General features: G+C 36.4%; 20 protein-coding genes. 1 reads left to right on the forward strand and 19 read right to left on the reverse strand.

Annotated features, from left to right (window positions below):
• The first annotated feature begins 104 nt into the window (after positions 1-104).
• Positions 105-1,226, forward strand: a complete 1,122-nt coding sequence (locus tag HFC68_RS07775) for an NAD(P)-dependent alcohol dehydrogenase (RefSeq protein ID WP_011672905.1) — start codon at positions 105-107, stop codon at positions 1,224-1,226.
• 94 nt (positions 1,227-1,320) lie between these two features.
• Here the strand turns inward: HFC68_RS07775 and HFC68_RS07780 are convergent, their stop codons facing one another.
• The 19 genes from HFC68_RS07780 to HFC68_RS07870 all read right to left on the reverse strand — a co-directional run bounded on the left by HFC68_RS07780 (position 1,321) and on the right by HFC68_RS07870 (position 19,559).
• Complete coding sequence (locus HFC68_RS07780; RefSeq protein WP_041526948.1) at positions 1,321-1,728, reverse strand: PTS sugar transporter subunit IIA; 408 nt, start codon at positions 1,726-1,728, stop codon at positions 1,321-1,323.
• 18 nt (positions 1,729-1,746) lie between these two features.
• Positions 1,747-2,742 carry an SIS domain-containing protein gene (locus HFC68_RS07785; RefSeq protein ID WP_041526947.1) on the reverse strand — a complete coding sequence of 332 codons (996 nt, stop codon included), beginning with the start codon at positions 2,740-2,742 and terminating at the stop codon, positions 1,747-1,749.
• A gap of 18 nt (positions 2,743-2,760) precedes the next feature.
• The gene (locus HFC68_RS07790; protein ID WP_041526946.1) at positions 2,761-3,828 is read right to left on the reverse strand and encodes an SIS domain-containing protein; all 1,068 of its coding nucleotides are present in this window, start codon (positions 3,826-3,828) and stop codon (positions 2,761-2,763) included.
• 21 nt (positions 3,829-3,849) lie between these two features.
• Complete coding sequence (locus HFC68_RS07795; RefSeq protein ID WP_011672904.1) at positions 3,850-4,671, reverse strand: PTS system mannose/fructose/sorbose family transporter subunit IID; 822 nt, start codon at positions 4,669-4,671, stop codon at positions 3,850-3,852.
• Positions 4,652-5,491 (reverse strand): PTS sugar transporter subunit IIC, encoded by an 840-nt coding sequence (locus tag HFC68_RS07800; RefSeq protein WP_011672903.1) that lies wholly within the window; start codon positions 5,489-5,491, stop codon positions 4,652-4,654. The genes HFC68_RS07795 and HFC68_RS07800 overlap by 20 nt, the downstream gene beginning before the upstream one ends.
• A 16-nt stretch (positions 5,492-5,507) precedes the next feature.
• The gene (locus tag HFC68_RS07805) at positions 5,508-5,978 is read right to left on the reverse strand and encodes a PTS sugar transporter subunit IIB (RefSeq protein ID WP_041526945.1); all 471 of its coding nucleotides are present in this window, start codon (positions 5,976-5,978) and stop codon (positions 5,508-5,510) included.
• Positions 5,979-5,994: 16 nt separating this feature from the next.
• Complete coding sequence (locus HFC68_RS07810) at positions 5,995-6,687, reverse strand: GntR family transcriptional regulator (protein ID WP_011672902.1); 693 nt, start codon at positions 6,685-6,687, stop codon at positions 5,995-5,997.
• The gene (locus HFC68_RS07815; protein ID WP_011672901.1) at positions 6,674-7,411 is read right to left on the reverse strand and encodes a GntR family transcriptional regulator; all 738 of its coding nucleotides are present in this window, start codon (positions 7,409-7,411) and stop codon (positions 6,674-6,676) included. The genes HFC68_RS07810 and HFC68_RS07815 overlap by 14 nt, the downstream gene beginning before the upstream one ends.
• A 336-nt stretch (positions 7,412-7,747) precedes the next feature.
• On the reverse strand, positions 7,748-8,170 hold the full coding sequence (locus HFC68_RS07820; protein ID WP_011672900.1) for a PTS sugar transporter: 423 nt from the start codon (positions 8,168-8,170) through the stop codon (positions 7,748-7,750).
• Positions 8,171-8,181: 11 nt separating this feature from the next.
• The gene (agaD, locus tag HFC68_RS07825) at positions 8,182-8,982 is read right to left on the reverse strand and encodes a PTS galactosamine transporter subunit IID (RefSeq protein ID WP_011672899.1); all 801 of its coding nucleotides are present in this window, start codon (positions 8,980-8,982) and stop codon (positions 8,182-8,184) included.
• Positions 8,972-9,778, reverse strand: coding sequence for a PTS galactosamine transporter subunit IIC (agaC, locus tag HFC68_RS07830; RefSeq protein ID WP_041526943.1), 807 nt, complete (start codon positions 9,776-9,778; stop codon positions 8,972-8,974). Before agaC ends, agaD begins: the two co-directional genes overlap by 11 nt.
• Positions 9,779-9,813: 35 nt before the next feature.
• Positions 9,814-11,028 (reverse strand): PTS galactosamine transporter subunit IIB, encoded by a 1,215-nt coding sequence (gene agaB / locus HFC68_RS07835; protein WP_011672897.1) that lies wholly within the window; start codon positions 11,026-11,028, stop codon positions 9,814-9,816.
• A 218-nt stretch (positions 11,029-11,246) separates the two neighbouring features.
• A complete protein-coding gene (locus tag HFC68_RS07840; RefSeq protein WP_011672896.1) occupies positions 11,247-12,674 on the reverse strand; it encodes a C69 family dipeptidase in 1,428 nt (475 codons plus the stop codon).
• A gap of 19 nt (positions 12,675-12,693) precedes the next feature.
• The gene (locus tag HFC68_RS07845; RefSeq protein WP_011672895.1) at positions 12,694-13,056 is read right to left on the reverse strand and encodes a PqqD family peptide modification chaperone; all 363 of its coding nucleotides are present in this window, start codon (positions 13,054-13,056) and stop codon (positions 12,694-12,696) included.
• Positions 13,040-14,959 carry an OPT/YSL family transporter gene (locus HFC68_RS07850; RefSeq protein WP_011672894.1) on the reverse strand — a complete coding sequence of 640 codons (1,920 nt, stop codon included), beginning with the start codon at positions 14,957-14,959 and terminating at the stop codon, positions 13,040-13,042. Before HFC68_RS07850 ends, HFC68_RS07845 begins: the two co-directional genes overlap by 17 nt.
• Positions 14,960-14,991: 32 nt before the next feature.
• The gene (gene tdcB / locus HFC68_RS07855; RefSeq protein ID WP_167399764.1) at positions 14,992-16,047 is read right to left on the reverse strand and encodes a bifunctional threonine ammonia-lyase/L-serine ammonia-lyase TdcB; all 1,056 of its coding nucleotides are present in this window, start codon (positions 16,045-16,047) and stop codon (positions 14,992-14,994) included.
• A 16-nt stretch (positions 16,048-16,063) separates the two neighbouring features.
• Complete coding sequence (ald, locus tag HFC68_RS07860) at positions 16,064-17,170, reverse strand: alanine dehydrogenase (protein ID WP_011672892.1); 1,107 nt, start codon at positions 17,168-17,170, stop codon at positions 16,064-16,066.
• Positions 17,171-17,376: 206 nt separating this feature from the next.
• Complete coding sequence (araA, locus tag HFC68_RS07865) at positions 17,377-18,801, reverse strand: L-arabinose isomerase (protein WP_002834340.1); 1,425 nt, start codon at positions 18,799-18,801, stop codon at positions 17,377-17,379.
• Between the two features lie 29 nt (positions 18,802-18,830).
• Positions 18,831-19,559: an L-ribulose-5-phosphate 4-epimerase gene (locus HFC68_RS07870; RefSeq protein ID WP_011672891.1), complete on the reverse strand. Its 729-nt coding sequence runs from the start codon at positions 19,557-19,559 to the stop codon at positions 18,831-18,833.

The following is a 19,559-nucleotide window of genomic DNA, read 5'->3' on the forward strand; positions in this document are numbered from 1 at the left end:
AAAAATAAGTTATTTATACAAAGTTAGTTTTGCAAACGCTTTCTTTTTGTGAAATAATTAGTTTATGAATCATACATACCAATCCACAAAGGAGATCTTAGTTCATGAAAATTAAAGCAGCAGTTGTCGATCAACAAAATAGTGATTTTAAGATTAAAGATGATATTGAATTAGCTGAAATGGGGCCAGACGATATTCAAGTTCATATGGTTGCCAGTGGAATTTGTCATTCTGACGAAGCTCTACGGGTGGGCGATGCTATTATTGATTATCCGATTGTTCTTGGCCATGAAGGTTCCGGAATCGTTGAAAAAGTTGGACCAGAAGTTACACAATTTAAACCTGGCGACCATGTCATTCTAAGTTTCTATGCTTGTGGAAATTGCGATAATTGTCTACGTGGAATCCCAACTCAATGCCGTAACTACGCCGCTAACAACCTTTCTGGTGTACGTCCAGATGGCTCAAGCCACTTCACTGAAAATGGCAAGCACGTTGCAGATATGTTTGACCAAAGTTCATTCACTTCTACGACCGTTGTTCGTGAACGAAATGCCGTTAAAATTGATGACGATATCGATCTTCGTAAAGTTGGACCACTTGGATGTGGCTATGTAACTGGTTCAGGTACCGTTCTCAACACTCTTCAACCACGTCCCGGTGACACCATCGCCGTATTTGGTACAGGAGCCGTTGGTTTAGCAGCTATGATGGCTGGTAAGATTTCTGGTTGTACAAAAGTGATTGGAATTGATATTGTTGATTCTCGTTTAGCCTTAGCCAAAGAATTAGGTGCTACTGACATTATCAACAGTAAAAATGTTGATGTAGTCGAAGAAGTGAAAAAATTAACTGGCGGCCTCGGAGTTAATTGGGCTGTTGACACAACTGGTATCACTAAAGTCATGGAAGATTCCATCAAAGTTCTAACCCAAGGTGGTACCACTGCAACTATCGCTGTAACACCAAATCACATTGACCTTGATACTTGGAATGATCTTTGTGTAGATGACAAGAAGATTGTCGGTGTCAACATGGGCGATTCGATTCCACAAATTGACATCCCTCGTTTAATCGAATTCTACAAAGCTGGCATGTTTGATTTTGATAAGACTGAAAAATTCTTTAATTTTGACGAAATTAATGAAGCAAATGCTGCTTCTCGTTCAGGTGAAGTTATTAAACCGGTTTTAATTATTGATCCTGATTATGTGCCTGGTAAATAAAAGAATTTTAACTAATCACCAAAAGTGAAGATACAAAAAATCCATTCAGTGAGGATCCTCACTGAATGGATTTATTTTAATTTCCTAAAAATGTTTAAAAATCATCTTCTATAACACTTTTAAATTCGTACTTTTCAATACTTTTTTTACCTGCTGTAATAACCGTTTTAACAAGCTCTTCTTTTTCCAATTGCGAACGATAAACAAACAGTTGCAATAGCATTGGTATATTAACCCCAGACACAATATCTAAATTTGGATATTTCTTTTTTAACATGACTAACGTGTTAAATGGTGTTCCACCAACTAAATCCGTCATACAAATTACTTTGCCATCAAAAAATTTTATTTTTTCAGATAATTCACTTTTTAGATCTTCTAGGTTTTCCCCCATTGAGAATTGAACAGTCTTACAATTATCTTGCTTTCCGCAAATCATTTCTGCTGATTCGACCAATTCTAGTGCCGAATTCCCATGTGTACATACAATTACTGGTACCATTTTGTCATCTTTCCCTTTTTAATAGTCTAGCGCACGATAATATCGACGAATATCCATAGGATGTCGATTAATATGTTCAATATTTACATCAATTCTATTATTAATAGCGTGAAAAACGAATGGCGATAATGTTCCACGGAATTTTTCTGAAATACCTGGGAGATCATAGTCTTTAGTATCAATAATTGTATATTTACCACAAATTTGTGGTAAAAAGTTAGCGACTCTTTCACTTAATTTTCTCTGACTATCTTCACCAACATATACAGTAACTGGAGTGTCACGATCGATCACTTCGAACATTCCATGGAAAAATTCCGCCGCTTCAACAGCTCTTGTACGAATCCAATGTTGTTCTTCCCAATAGCACATAGCATACGAGTACGTTGCCCCCCATTGATTTCCGGCTCCTACAAAATAATGTATTTTATCATCATGATGTTCTTCTGCAAATTTCATAGCAAAAGTATCTGCATTTGCTTCAATATTTGCAATATCTTCTGCAAAATGTTCATTCATTTCTTGATAAAATTCTTCATAATCTGGGAATTCACCCTCCAAATACATAAGTCGATCTGCCACCATGAAGAACTTTAATTGTTCGTTCTCTGGGTATGAAATACAGTAGGATACCATTGAAGCCAGATCAGCATCACTATTATCAATAAATCCTAAAACTGTAATACCTGTATCTCTCATTTTACTTACCGCTTCAACAACTTCTTTTGTATTCCCAGTAACCGATGACGTCACTACTAAGGTTTTATCAGTAATTCGCTTGTTCCCAGTAGTTAAATATTCAGCAGCATTTTGGTAAAAAGTTTCCAACGCTGTTTTTTCTTTCATATGCACTACGGCTTGCATAGAAGATGCATATGTCCCGCCAATTCCCAACCAACAAATATTAGTAAATCCACGTTCATAAAAATCATCCACAAATTTATTGATTTCTTCACGTAATTTTAAAGCTCCATTCATCTTTTTGATTAATTCTTCTTTGTTAACTTTTTTCATTATTTTGCCCTTCTTTTTTTAAATTTTAGATGCGGTAATTTTATCGAAATCTGGATACGCCGATGCTTCTAAATCTATTTTTTTTATTTTAGATAGCCGATATGCTAATAAATGAATCGGTATCGTCATAAATAACGCAGCCAATAGCTCGTCTGTTTCTAGAGATAAATGAAGATCTTTGTCATCAGTTGTTCTATCATTTGCATATATCGTAAATATATTATCTACATGTTGATTCAAGAATTTCTTTAGTAAATTTGCACGTCCTTGTAGCTTACCATCAGGTTCAATAAATACGATAAAATCCTTTTTGTGTAATCCTAAATAAGGGCCGTGCATGTATTCTTCAAGTTCCTTACCCCAAGCACTAACTCTCACGGCTTCAGTAATTTTAGTTTCTCCCTCGCGAGCCACACCGTATGTAGCTCCATATCCAATAAAAATTATTCGTTCCGCTTTTGAAAATTGATCAATTTTTTCTTCTACCCAACAAGTTGATTGCTCAACAACTTTAGGTACTTTGCTTATAATCTTATTAATTAATGAATAATAATTCTCTTCTGTTGTTTCAGAAATACCATTATTCATGCGCGACACAGTAAGCGCTATCAAAATCAAATCTAAGATTGCCACACTATATCCAGCGCTAACATAGGGCATCTCTTCGATTGGCATCCCCATCATCAATAAATTATCACTTTTTTTTGCCAAGGGGCTATTATCTTCACTAGTTAAAGCAAATACAGTATGTCCAGCTTTTTGAAGTCTCTCGACTAGTTCCACAACTGAATAACTATGTCCTCCTTGTGAAATTGCAATACACAATGTATTTTCGCTAACATTCATTAAATAATTTTCAGAAATTGATGGTTCTTCAATTCGTACTGGCAACCCCAATATTTTGCTTACAAATGGTAATGCTCCAAATGCCGCATTTGAACTCGAACCAGTTGCATAAATTACAACGTTATCAATGCTCGAAACGTCTATATCGGTAAATTTATTTTCAAACAACTCTTTCCGCTGATCCATCACTTTTTGATAAAATTTAGATTCTAAATGTACATAATCTTCAATGCTTTTCATAAAAATTTCCTCTCTTTCTATCTAGCCTAATAGTCCAGACCATGCTCCAAAAATTCCTAATGCTGCAATTAATAATAAAATATATTGGGCTTTCCAACCCTTTTTATCTAGTAAGAAAATAAATAGTGTGAATAGTAAGGGCAATATTCCCGGAACAATTCCATCAAAAATCTTTTGAATAGTTTGTGCATCTGCCCCAGATCCAATTTTCATTGGCATTTTAATTGTTACCATTGTTGCGACCATAGCACCGACAACCCCTAAGCCTAACACAGAAGCACCGTAAGTTAACTTATCCATCAATCCAGTTTTTTGAACCTTATCAATAAATGAAGCTCCAATATTGTATCCAATAAACAAACCATAATATCGAGCAATCACTGCCGGAACATTAAATATCAGTAAGAATAGCAAAGGGCCAAGTATATTACCCTGAAATGCTAAAGATGTTCCAATTCCCGTAGCAATAACTCGCAACGTTCCCCAAAAAAATGAATCTCCAATACCACTTAAAGGTCCCATTAATGCAATTTTGATATTATTAATGGAATCTTCATCAAAATCCTGCGTTAATGCATTTTGTTCTTCCATTGCGATCGAAATCCCCAAAGGGAACGTACTTAACCAAGGCGTAATATTGAAAAATTCTAAATGTCGTTTGAATGCTGATTTTAGCTTTTCATCGTTTCCTTTATATATTTTTTGTAGAGTTGGAATCATTGAATAGCTATACCCTAAATTTGATTGTCTTTCATAGTTCCATGCCCACTCCATAGTAAATGAACGCCAAAATGTTGACATTAAATCTTTTCTAGTAAGTAATTTAGAACTCTTCATCTTCATAATTTATACCTCCGTTATTCCCTGTACCGTCTGGCAAAGATCCTCCATCTGCAGCAACTTGTGTTGTCTTTGTACTAAATTTATCTTTGTATGATGAATAACCTGTTAATACTAACGCTAAACAAGCTCCAAAAATAGCCACCCCTGTTACTGGAATATTTGCATAAACCGCCAAGGCAAAACCTAAAATAAAGAATGTCACATTGTTTTTATTGATCATCATCTTCAATAAAAGAGCAAAACCATAAGCTGGCAATAGTCCCGTAGCAATTCCAAGACCATTAATAATAAATTTAGGTATAATTGCAAGGAAAGATTTAATTACTGGGCTTCCTAAAAGATATGAAATTCCTACCACCAAACCGATTGGTAAGTTCACTGAAAAAAAGCCACCTAAAACATTCATTCTACTCAAACCTCGTCCATCACCTTCGGCAGCATACGCATCTGCTTTATGTACAAAATAAGGTAGGATAAAAATAAAACAAAGGTTCTTAATAACTAATACTAGTGAAGCAATTGGAATACCTAGTGTTAAAGCAACCGCTGTACTCTTACCTGCTGCAATTGCAAACGCCGTCCCTAGGACACTTCCTGAAATAATCTCTGGTGGTATCGAAGCTCCGATCGAAAAAGATCCCACGAAAGCCAACTCTAAAGTTGCCCCCATTATAATTCCTTCATGAATATTTCCTGTAATCAATCCAGCTAATGTACACATTACCAATGGTCTAGAAAGCATAGACGATCCTAAAAAATACTCCCCGTTACCTAACATTGCTATTAAAGCTAATAATATGGCAGTAACATATTGATTCATAATACAACCTCCTTATTTATTTTTTATGAAATTCTTGTTTGTCTTCATTCGGTACCTGTTGTATATATACATCAACATTTTGCTGTTGCAATTCTGCTATTTGTTCTGCTTCTTCAACAGTTAAATTAATAGTTTTGGAATAATTAGTAGTACCTTCACGAGCCTTTGTTCCGCCTAAATTCAAAGCTTCAATCTTTCCTCCAGTACCCTCAATTAGTTTTTTTGCATCTGCAACTGACTCAACAACCACTAGCATTTTATATTTATCAGTCACCCCTGAGTTAATTGCTTGTACACTATCATCAATTGACTTCATTACTAATTTTGCATTTTCAGGTTTAGCTAATCGAATTGCTGATTTTCGAAAATCATCATTGGCAACAGAATCATTGGCAACTAAAATCGTGTTGGCGTCTAAACCATTAAACCAAGAAACTGCCACCTGTCCATGTAATAATCGATGATCTACTCTAAGAAGTTTTATCATTTCTATATCCTCCAATTTAATCGAAATCAATTTTATATTTAGTAGTTAGCGCATTTTGCAATTTATATTCCACTGCGATATTTTTTTCTTCGTTATCGCTAAATGTGTTGGTGATTTTAAATACTGGGCTTCCAGATTCTATACTTAAATATTTACTATCTTCTTCATTCACTTCAACTAATTGAAAGTCTTGATAAACATCCTGAACATCCGATGTCCCTGTATTAATCGCTTCAATAATTGAAGTTACTTTCAAGATTTCAGGATCAAATGCAGGAAATAAGTCTAACGGCATAATTATTTTTTCATATGTTTTTTCTTCATCTGAAAAAGCTAATAAAGTGATATAGTACACAAGTACGTCAGGGCTAATATTAAAAATCTGTGCATAATAGGCTCCAGCTTTACGTAAATAGGCATCTTTAATTTTTATCTTTTCTTCTGATTTTAAATACGTTGGTTTAATTATTCCCGTCATATTTAAAATGTTTTGCTTAGTCACCTTTGGAGATACAAATAATCCTATCCCTCTTTTTCGTATTACTTTACCTTCTAAAACTAGCTGATCGACGGCGTTCCTGATAGTTGTCCTACTTACTCCATAAATCAGTTGAAGTTCTCCTTCATTTGGTAATGCGCTGCCCTTCTTATAGAGTCCCATTTTTATTTTGTTATCAAGATCTTTGTATATATCTTTAAATAATGTCATCGTCATCATCCTCTTGATAATCAAAAATATTTTTTGCTTTAAAATGATATTTAATTTTATTAGCTGGTAAAAATTGAGCTGTATGTTCTACTGCTTTATCATCATCAGAATAGTTATAACTATCTACTTGATATAATGGCGTATTTATTTTCACATTTAACTTAGTTGCTAAGCTCTCATTCGCCAAGACACATGTTATATTTTCATACCCATATATTGGTAGCTTTCCATATCTATTTTCCAAAATTTGATATAATGAGCATTCATTAAAATTGACGCTAGCTATATCTTCAAATTTTCGATTATCTAGATAAGAAATTTCAAAAGATACAACATCTTTATCATCAAGTCTAATTCTCTTTATTTCCGCTAACTCGGTTGCATTCCCAAAAAAATCAACTAATGAATCTGGAGTTTTGATTATTTCACTAGAAATATGCTTAATATGCATTTCTGCTTGTTTTAATTCCTTACTCATTGGTTCCATACTTAGAAGATTAATATCCCGTTTCTTATTAATCTCTATACCTTGTCGTTCTTTTATACGTATATCCCCATCATACTGAAGTCTTTTCAATGCATACTTAATTGCATTTCTACTAACCCCTAAATCAGCAGATAATTCTCTTTGAGATTTAATTGCTGTCCCATCCTCTTCTACCAAAATTTTTGAACGAATAAATTCCTCTGCATAAGTAGATGGTGAAAGCTCCTTAAATTTCATATTACCGCCCCTCGGTCCTTTTTTTTATAATCATATACTTTATATTATTATCAACCCCTAAAAAACAACAAAACATTTTTAGAAAAGATATATATATTATTTATTTGAGCCCACAACAAGTGTAAGCGGATTCAAAAAAATAGTCAATGGTTTTTTTAAAAAAACCTAGCAAAATAAATTCTGCTAGGTTTTTCATTATTTCTAACTGATATTCACAAACTAAAACAGCCTTAAATTCTTACATAAAAAATCCCCATAATTATTAGTACAATATCTAATAATTATGGGGATTTCACATCACTTAAGAGCTTTTTATTTTAAGGTTAAACTTAATTATCAAATTCCATCTTCAATATTTTCTTCTTCAATATTTGTACTAAAATCTGCTAAATCCGCTGTTTTTTTAGTTATTTCAACTAAATCTTTAGCATAAGCTTGTACATTATCATAATCATTGAACATAGTCTCTAACAATGCGGCCAAATTACATCCTGAAACAACTTCAACATCTGGTTTATCAATAGATATTTTTATAGCTTCTTTAAAAGGTGTTCCGCCGGCTAAATCAGTAAAATAGAGCGTTGGTATATCTTGCTGTAAGCTGTCAGCAAGTTTCTCCCCCAAATCTAATTCACTCATCGATTCAGTGAAATCAACTAATGTAATTTCGTCATGTTCTCCAGATAGTAATTTAAGTGAACTCCCAATTCCAGAAGCGAAATTACCATGTCCCGTAATAATTGTATTTATTTTTGTCATTTTTAATACCTCTACATAATCTTAAAGTATGAACATATAATACAAAGTACAAAAACTATTACAATTAAAACAATTGGCGATACTTTTTTCTTCAACAAATAGTATAAGAAGAAAGTAAATCCTAGAGGTAAAATATTAGGAAAAATCTTATCCAAGAAATCCTTTTGAAGTGATACAGAGCCTATTTTTACACTAAGTGATAATGCCACATATTGGCTAATTAAAGCTCCGATAACAGTTAGTCCCATAATTGTAGCTACACGAGCTATAATTTTCGAATTATCTTGAATTACATCAATTGCTTTAACACCTAAGTTATATCCTAGATGTGCAAATGGGATTCGACACAAGAAGATTGCAAGATAGACTAAGAAAAAGATAATTGGTCCTAGAATGTTACCTTTTGAAGCAAAGGAGGCAGCAATTCCACCAACAATCGGCATCAAAGTAAACCAATAAATAGCATCTCCAATACCAGCCATTGGACCAAACAATCCATTTTTCAATCCTCGGATAGTTTGACGATCAACTCTTTTTTCTTCTAAACTAGTCAAAAGTCCCATTAAAATCGATACTAATGGAGGAGCAGTATTGATGAATTCCATATTATCAGACATGGCTTCAGACAATGCCTTTTTATCATTACCAAAAATTTTTTTCCAAATAGGAACTTGGGCAAAAGCCCATCCTCCAGCTTGCATTCGTTCATAAGAAAAAGCAGATTGTAATAATGAAGAGCGAATTCCTAGCATAGTAATATCTTTTTTGCTTAACTTGCTTGTTTTCTTAGTATTTTCTACGTTAGATGCCATCTTCTTCGCCTCCATTTATACCAGCTTCCTTAAGAGCTTCAATTTGTTCTTGTAATTGTTTATTCTTTTTATCTCTAAAGAACTCAATAATAGCAAATACAATACCAATTACAGCTGCTGGCAATACGTTTGAGAAGTTAATGAAACTTGCTACCACAAACCCAAGTAATAAATACGGTACATATTCGACCCGTAAAAGAACTTTTAGTAACATTGCAAAACCAACCGCAGGTAATGCACTTCCTGCTAGTTCAAAACCATGTATTAACCAAACAGGCATTGCTTTAACTAGAGCTTGCATAGGTCCTTGAGCAGCATAGGCTGATAAGAAAATTACTACAAAGAATAAAACTCCTACAATTGCCATAATTAAATATGGTACAGAAGCAAATTTCTTGGTATTTCCTTCGGCTGCTGCTTTATCCATAACTGGCATGAATACTGAAAATAATGAATAGCACATCAATAAAATATATTGCATTAACATTGCGAATGGTAATGATAAACCAATAGCCGTAGATGGTCCTACACTTGCAGTATGCGCAATAACTACAGTCATTATCCCGCACACTGCTGGGTTAGGTGGTTGTGTCCCACCAGCTGGAGTCAATCCCGCAAAAGTTAGTTCAGTAAGTCCACCAGCCATGATACCCAATGTAGGATCGCCCAAGATAAAACCTGCTACAGTACAACTTATGATAGGTCTAAATATGTATAAAACTTCTAGCCATGAATCAAGACCTGCTATCACAGCAAATATTGATAACATTAGCCCTTGTATTAAAGTTATCGACATGTCAAATCCCCCTTAGTATTTTTATAAACTAAATATTAAAAGTTAACTTCGGTTTTATGATCATCTGGAACATCCTGTATATAAACATTAACTCCCATGTTTACAGCACCCATTAAGGCGTCTTTATCACTTTGATCAACATATACCTTTTTAGTAATCTCTTCTTTTCCAGGTGCAAAATGCATATTTCCAACATTCAATTCTTTAATGGGCACATTCCCCTTAATTAAGGTTAGGGCATCTTCAGGCGTTTTTACCACGATAAAAATTTTTTGACGATCCGCAGCTTTTTGAATAACATCAATTGTCTTTTGTAAGGTGAAAAATCTAATCTGTGCTCCTGAAGATTCTGCTGTACTTTTCATTAGTTTTTGTTGCAAAATATCTTGAGCCGCTTGATCATTTGCTACTAAAATTAAATTTGCTCCTAAAGTTTTAGTCCAAGTTACTCCGACCTGACCATGGACTAAACGGTTATCAACTCGTGTAAGTAAAATATGTGGTTCTGACATAACATTTTCCTCCTTATGCCGTACAAAGAATACTTTAGAAGATGCTGCTGTTGTAGCATTACTTAAGTAAACAGTACGATTTTCTTCATTAGTATACGTAGTTTTTGCTTTGATATAAGATTCTCTTGGTGAAGTATTTGGTATTCCATACAATCTAGAAGGTATATCTTCCACTTCAGTGCTTATCTCATGATGTAAACGCTTTAAATTTAAATCAAATTTTCTGGCAAGTAATGGCATTAATTCCGTATTTTGTAACTCTGCAGAAGTTAATAACGGAAAATCAGCAAAGGACATAAACGTCTCACGTTGAATAATAGGTCTACGGTCTGATATGTAGACTTGATTCACCCGATATAGATACTCACTATTATTCATTTGCATGATTCTTCTCACCTTCGTCTCTTCACCATCGGCTAAGATCGAAAATTCATGTAATTCGATATAAACTGAGTGTCCTAATCGACGCAGATCTTCGCTATTGTTATCAATGTAACTAATACCTGCATCTTCAAAATGTGCTTTAACAAAACTACCTTGGCCTTGGCGTCTTGTTATGTAGTGTTTCTCTTCTAATTCTGCTAACGCTTTACGAACGGTAATTCTACTGACGTCATATTGTTCGCATAGTAGTTTTTCTGACGGAAGTTTGGAATTAACTACTAATTCACCACTTTCTATTTTTCTAATTAATTCCGCACTTATTTGTTTATATTGCCAGAGCGGCTGTCTTTTCATCCCTTATCACCAACTTGTTATATTGATATAACAACCACAAACATAGTATAAGGCCATTATAAAAAATAAGCAAGCGCTTTCATATAATTTAATTTCTAATATGCTATTAATGTAACATAAAAAACACATTGTCATTGCTTCTACAATTGCTCTAACACCAATCGTTTAAAAGCGTTGATAATATGTTTTTGTACTGTGAAAATATTTTAGATTTTTTACTACAAATCAGGATCCATCTTAAACGTCAACTTCGACAATTCCGCTCCCTGTTTCGTTAGTTCTGCTAGAAGTTTTTTAGTTTCATCATTATAATGCTGGGCGATTAAATGATTTTGTTCAGTTAAATAGTCCGTAAGCTGGGTTCCCTCAAGTCTTTCAGCTTGCTGGTCAACCTCACTAATCTTCGTTCTTGCCCACTGTGATAATTCCTTTTGATAATCTAGGTCCGCTTGGATAAATTCCGCATAATGCGATTCAACGACCATTGCTAATGTTTCATATAACCAGTAGGCGCTGTCTAACGACATTTGTTCAGGTAATTCTCGATATGAAACGTCTGTATCATTTGCATTCGTGAAGAACGGAACGTGTGGACAGAAACTGGGCACGCCAAATCCAATCCATTGCACTCCGGCAGCACCATTTTTACGACTATCGCGCATTTGGAGAATGTGTGAATTAGCAGTTCTCGATAGCGAAATGGCCCGATAAGTCTTGCGATCGTGCTCACTTCCGCTTCCGAGAGGATCGTATTTAGTTTCGTTATAGTGGGATTTCAAAATATATTGAATATCCTCAACTGCAATTTTCCGGCTAGCCTTCCGAATAAATGGTAGTTCTGGAGATTCAGGGTCCTGGTCAATTTCTGGATTCAAGTACCTTTGGGCAAACCAAACCCGTGGAGTATTGTAATGATGATCTTTTTCAGTATCCGTTCCAAAAATGTGACGGAAGTTCCACCGATCTCGGTCAGGATTCAAATGATGTTCTTCCACAAATGTTTGAATATTTTCTGACCACATGTAGTTATCGGGATCGTTAAAATCAATATCCTCAATAGCAATTTGGTTAGCTGCCACGGCATAGCAATCGTCTGGAATTCGTACAGCGACCCATTGATGACCGGTCACAATTTCCATATACCAAACTTCATCCGCATCATTAAATTGGACACCATTTCCTTCAGCAGAACCATACTTTTTAACCAGTTCACCCAAATAGCGTACGCCATCGCGCGCCGAATTAATAAAAGGCAATACCAAAGTAGTCATTGAATCTTCTGCCAATCCATTTTTAACAAATGGATCATAAGCCAGTACCCGTTCGTTTGCATAAACACTTTCTGTGGCACTTTCACCAACGTTCTTTTCGTTAAAGCCGTCCTCTTCATTAGGACCATCACTTTCATCCCCATTCGGCGTAGAAGTATAACGATAACCGCTTGCTGGTAAAGGCACCGTCAACCCATTGTAGGGCGATGTATAAGTTTCTTTACGCCCGCTAACTGCTGGTTGTACCAAAAAACGCTTTGGATGAATAGCAATTAGGCGGTCTTCATTTCTAGAAATATACGTCGCTCCATCTAGGGAAGCTGCTTTTCCTACCATGATTGAGGTACATGCTGACAATTCGATTCGATCTTCCATAATATTCTCCTTCGTAAATTTAAGAAATCCGTTTAATAATTTGTTCGTTTTCTTCCAGATGATTTAAATATAACCACAAACGACTGTATAAATACTCGTTAGCTTCGGTAAATTTATGACCTAAATTTTGCCCAATCTCATAGACACTCCGCTTACCATTTACTTGTTGAAATACGAAGCTCCCATATTCGTCCAAATCTAAATAAGTATTTTCGGGAATTTTAAAATTAAGCTTGCGGAAAAATCTTTGAATCCAATGATCTTGTGGCTTAATAATTGTAATAATTCCTTGTTTTAGTTCGTAGTCCACTCGTGGATTCTTTTCAAATACAATCTCCCGTAATTCATCATCTGTTAACTGATACTCATCCCTCGTTTTCATCACTTGGTTTCCGATCTTCTACCTTTTTAATCATGTAAAGTGGTACAACAATGGCAACCGCTAATACAATTAAGATTATGATTCCCATCGCATTTCCGGCGGCAAAACCTTTAGGTGATACATCTTTAAGCAAACCAGTCACGTGTAGAATAATACCAATCAAACCAATGATTGAGCCCCCAGCGATTAAACCTGAAGAAAGACTGACACCACTTTGGATTCTTTTAGCTTTTAATGCTTCTCCCTTAGTTGTCTTATCTACAATCAATTTAAGCAACGCTCCCACTAAAATGATCGAAGTAGTCGAAATTGGTAAGTAGAAACCTAAAGCCACCGTCATAATTGGTAAATCTAGCATCCATAAAACAATCGCCATTACTATTCCGACAATGACCATAATCCATGGTAAATTTCCCGACATAATTCCCGTTGTTAGCGTTGCAATCAAATTGGCTTGGGGTAATCCAAATGGTGGGTTAGAACCGGTCACCTGTAATTGTGGAGCTAGGATCACGGTTGTTCCTACGACCGTAAATACCCCCACAATTCCGGCAATCATGTAGTATTTCATCATCTCACGATTGGAACCACCAATCATATAGTTAACTTTTTGGGTCTGCATATAACCCCCACCAACCGAGATTGCGGTAACAATGAAAACCCCAAATAGCAATAAGATTTCACTGTAGTTCTGATTTGTCCATCCCATTGATACAAAGGCCAAAGTCATAATTACCAATGAAGCAATAGTCATCCCTGACACCGGCGCGTTCGAGCACCCGATGGTTCCTGCTAAACGGGCCGAAACAATTACAAATAATAAAGCTAATAATAGTGAAAGAATTCCACCAATAAGAGCAACTAAAAATGAACCTGAAATAATAAAACCAGCGACAAAAATTAAAATTACCGACAACATCAATGCAATCACACCTAGGGCATTCTTTTCTTCCGTAGCGCTATTGCGAGCGTTGATTACTTTTTTAATTGAAGTCCAGATTACGGGAATCAACTTGATTGCTCCAATGATTCCTCCGCAAAGCATCATTCCAGCCCCAATATACTTGACGTACGATCCAGCGACATCATCCACACCCATTTGTGAAATATGCAAAGCTGCATTATTCCAAACGTGAGCACTTCCGCCAGCCATTTGGGTAAAGTAGCTTACCAACGGAACTACCGCAAAGTTTGAAAGAATCGATCCCGCAAACATCGTTAAAGCTACATCAATTCCAACTACAAAACCGATTCCTGCTAACATCGGATTGACTTCAGTAGACATTTTCCAACGATAAAATGAATTTCCGGTGTAAGTAATCATATTGTTTAGCCACCCGAAAACTTGGGTCGTAACCATGGTAATCAAACCACCAATTCCGAAACCAATTCCTAAGAATTTAAGTGAATCGCCACCACTTTCTGAGGCCACTAACGCTTCCGTAATTGCCATTGATTCGGGATAAGCTAGACGTCCATGTTCTTCTACAATCAGATAATTTTGTACTAACGAAGCACTCCCAATGGCAAATAACACGGCTAAAATTCCCACCATCATTCCGGTCCAAAAATTAACGTGCCCGCCAATTAAAATAATGGCTGGTAAAACGTAAATCATTCCACTGGCAATGGCTTCACCACCGCTCGACATGCCTTGCAGTATATTTTTGCCTAAAATTCCTTTTTTTCTGGCAAAAATACTAACCAATCCTGATCCAATAATTGAACCTGGAATTCCTGCGGCGACCGTTAATCCAGCTTTCATCCCTGAATAAGCCGTTGATGCACCAAAAATAATAGCTAAAATAATCCCCATGATTAAGATGGCTGGACTACCACCTCGTTGCTTTTTAGTGACATACGGTACATGTTTACCGCTTTTTTGCTCCTTATTTTTTGCCAATTTGATTCCCTCTTTCACTCACAAAATATTAATTACCCAATGGCACCTTTATGCGTATCAACAGGAGTAAAGAAGTGATCAATAATCTGTGAAACTCGCTGTAGATCCACATTTCCACCGGAAACTAAAGCTACAACCTTCTTATCTTTAGTCCATTTTGGATCAATCTTACCTGCTTCTAAAGCGGCCGTTGGCAATGCTCCTGCTCCTTCAGCAACCACCTTGGTTCTCTGCATTAAATCTTTCATCGCTTTTGAAATTTCTTCTTCACTAACCAAGACAATCTCATCCACTAGTTTGGAAACAATCCCAAATGTAATATTACCTGGGGTTGCTACATCAGTTCCGTCTGCTAGCGTAAAATCTTGGTGATGTTTAACAATTTTGCCTGCATCAACAGACGCCTTCATGCCATGCACATTTTCCGATTGAACTCCGACGATATGAATTGAAGGATTGATTGATTTTAAAGCCGTGGCGATTCCTGAAATTAGACCACCGCCCCCGACTGGAACTACAACGGTTTCTACATCCACTAAATCTTCTAGAATTTCCAAACCGATAGTTCCTTGTCCAGCACAAATTAAAGCATCATTAAACGGATCTACAATGGTTTTTCCTTCTTTTTCAGTTCTTTCTCGCATCCATTCGTGAGCGTCATCAAAAGTTGCGCCATGAATATCTACTTCCGCTCCATATCCTCGGGTTGCATCGCGCTTCATTTGGGGCGCCTCATCCGGCATCACTACCGTAGTTTTAATTCCCAGCAACTTACCGGTCAAAGCTACTCCTTGTGCATGATTTCCAGCTGAAGCTGTAATTACGCCTCGTTGTTTTTCTTCTTCATTCAAGTGGTTAATTTTGTTATTCGCCCCTCTAAATTTAAAAGAACCGGTTAATTGCATATTCTCTAATTTTAAATAGACATCCCCATGGACAACGTTGTTGCTCAAAAACATGGACTTAACTAATGGTGTCCGACGCGCATATTTTTTAATAACCTCGCGGGCTTCTTCAATCTGGTTTAGATTTAATAAATTATCGGTTGCTGCTACAACTTGGTTTCTGGGTTCTTTCTCTACTAACATCAACGCCACCCCCTTTTTATAGTTTCAGTTCAGTATATGGAAGATTCAAGGAGTCTGCCAAACCTTGATTAGTAATTTTTCCTTCATACAGGTTAATCCCAGATGCTAATGCTGGATCATTTTTACCAGCAGCTTCAATCCCCTGATCAGCTATTTCCAATAGATAATCTAAATTACCGGCAGCCAAAGCCATCGTGGATGTCCGTGGAACTGCTCCTGGTTGATTAGGTACAGCATAGTGAATTACACCATCTTTAATAAAAATTGGATCGTCAATCGTCGTTGGATGGTCAATGGTTTCTACCGTTCCGCCTTGATCAATTGCAATATCAACGATGACTGAGCCCTTCTTCATCTTTTTGACCATCGATTCTTTAACCAACTTGGGTGGCCGAGAACCTGGAATTAAAATGGTCGATATAAATAAATCAGCATCTTTGATTTCTTGGGCTAAATTTGCTTCATTTGACTTAACGACTCGAACTTTTTTACCTTTATATAATTTTTGGAGCTGTTGAATTCTCTGGTCGTTCAATTCAATAATTACCACTGAGCAACCTAATCCCAGTGCTGTATCTGCTGCACCGGTAGCAGCGTTACCGCCACCAAAAATTACAACATTACCCGCTGAAATCATGCCTGGAATTCCTGACAATAAAATACCAGCGCCTTGATGTTGCGCTTCTAAATAATATGCTCCCATGATTACTGAGCGGCGCCCTGCAATTTGGCTCATTGGTGCTAACAGTTCTAGTTTTCCATCTTTGACAATCGTTTCACCACCAATTGCCGTTACTCCTGCTTGCATCATAGCTTCCACGGTAGCTTTTGCAGAGGCTAAATGCTGGAAGCCCCAAACAATCTTACCCTTTTCAAAATATTGATATTCTTCTTCGTCAGGCTCCTTAACTTTAATACACAACTTAGCCTTCCAAGCTTCCGCATGAGAAACAATTTTTCCTCCTGCATTTTCAAATTCTTCATTGGAAAATCCGGCACCAATTCCTGCATCGCGCTCCACAAGAACTTCATTTCCAGCTTCTACCATCTTTTGCACATTTTCAGGTGTGGCTGCTACCCGTCCTTCGCCTTCTTTTTGCTCCTTAATTACAGCAATTTTCATAAAGACACTTCCTTAGAATTTAATTATTTACATGTGTAGTATTGCACAAAGTTAACCAAAATAAAAGGTATCTCCCTTAAAAAAACATTTGTTTCTTTAATTATGTATACTCAAAAAATTTTTTAACCACCAAAAATGCCACGAAAGATTTCTCTTTCGTGGCATTGAATAAATTATTTTTAAGATTTAAATCTTACTGTAAAGCATTATTTGATGTTAACGTATGTCAAACCAAACATGTTGCTAAGGTCTTGTAATTGTTCAGCATCAATTGCAAATGAAAGAACTGTATGGTGTCCACCACCAAGTGTTAGCCAGCCTTCAGCACCTTGCTTCCAACCTTGTTTTGGAGTCCAAAGTTGTTTTGCGACTGGTAGATATGGTGTTTCTTTTTCAGTCTTGTTACCAGTAACATCATATGACATAAGTTTGAATTCGTCGCCATAGTCAGCCATTGTAACGTCAACAGCGTCACCTTCCATACCTGTAAATACAAAACGAGCAGGGTCTTCTTTACCGCCAATGTCCAATGGGTGTACTTCAACACGTGGTGTGTCACTGGCGATTGATGGGTCAACTTCAAGCATATGTGATCCAAGGATTGCTTCATGACCTTCACGAAGATCAAGTGTGTAATCTTCCATAAATACAGTTTGCTTGTTGTGAGCCATAATCTTCAATAAGCGGTCCAAAGCAGCTGTCTTCCAGTCACCTTCGCCAGCAAATCCATAACCTTCAGCCATCAACATTTGTGCTGCTAAACCTGGTAATTGTTCCAAACCAGCTAAGTCTTCAAAGTTAGTTGTGAATGCTGTATATCCACGGTCATCCATGAACTTCTTCAAACCGAAATATTCACGAATTTGATACTTAGTATTGTGTTCGAATTTTTCGGAAGAGTTTTGACCTTCTACAAAGTTGTAGTCATTCTTCATTTCTTCGTACTTCTTGTCAATGTCTTCGTCAGAAACGGCATTAACTTCTTCAACTAGGTCTGCAACACCCCAGTAATCAACTGTCCAGCCAAACTTGATTTGAGCTTCGATCTTGTCACCGTCTGTAACAGCAACGTTACGCATCTTGTCGGCGAAAGTTACGACCTTGATACCGTATGATTCGTTGTATGCAACAGCAACATCCATCCACTTAGCAATTTGTTTTTGAATGCCTTCATCACCCCAGTAACCTGAGATAATCTTGTTGTTCTTACGTAGACGAGCGTTGATGAATGCATATTCACGGTCACCATGAGCTGATTGGTTCAAGTTCATGTAATCAAAGTCAATTGTGTCATATGGAATGTGGTTCAAGAATTGAGTTGCTAAGTGTAGCAATGGTTTTTGGAGTAATTCTGTACCACGAATCCAGTTTTTAGCTGGTGAGAAAGTGTGCATCCATGTAATCACACCTGCAACTTTATCATTGTAGTTAACTTCTTTCATTACCTCTGTAATGTTTTCAGCTGTTGTGGCAACTAGCTTGAATTTAACTGGGTAAGGCAATTTCTTTGATTCGTTTAACTTATCAACGATTTCTTTTGCATCTTTTTCTACAGAGCGTAGTGTTTCTTCACCATATAGGAATTGACTACCTGTAACAAACCAAAATTCATAATCTTGTACTTTTTTCATGATAAAAATCTCCTTATTTTTTAGTTTTTTTATTTTCTTGCTGCATGTTCTTTAGACTTAGCATTTTCTTGACCGTAGTAGGCATTCTTACCATGCTTACGGTAATAATGTTTATCTAACAAATATTGAGGAACTTCAATATTTCTTCTAGTCATTTGAAGAGCGTGGTAATCAATTTCTGAAGCAACTTCCAAAACCTTTGCATTGTAAACCGCTTTGTCAGGCGTCTTACCCCAAGCAAATGGTCCATGTTGGCTAACCAAAACAGCTGGAACTGCTTCTGGATCAATCTTACGTTCCTTGAATGTCTTAACAATTACCTTACCAGTATTTTCTTCATAACCGCCTTCAATCTCTTCTTTAGTGAGTGCCGGAGTTACCGGCACGTCGCCGTAGAATGTATCAGCATGGGTTGTACTTAAAGCTGGTACATCAATTTCTGCAGCGGCAAAGGAAACAGCCCATGGAGAATGGGTATGTACAATCCCACCGATTTCTGGGAATTCGTTATACAAAACCGTATGCGTTGGTGTGTCACTAGAAGGATTCATTTCACCTTCCACAACTTCACCCTTCAAATTTACTACTACCATATCTTCTGGTTTCAACTTGTCATAGTCGACTCCAGATGGTTTGATAACGAATAGACCTTTTTCGCGGTCAATTCCTGAAACGTTACCCCAAGTAAAGGTAACTAAATCTAATTTAGGAAGTTGCATGTTTGCTTCGTAAACTTCCTGTTTTAACTTCTCTAACAT

Source organism: Pediococcus sp. EKM201D (assembly GCF_011800215.1).
GTDB lineage: Bacteria > Bacillota > Bacilli > Lactobacillales > Lactobacillaceae > Pediococcus > Pediococcus pentosaceus.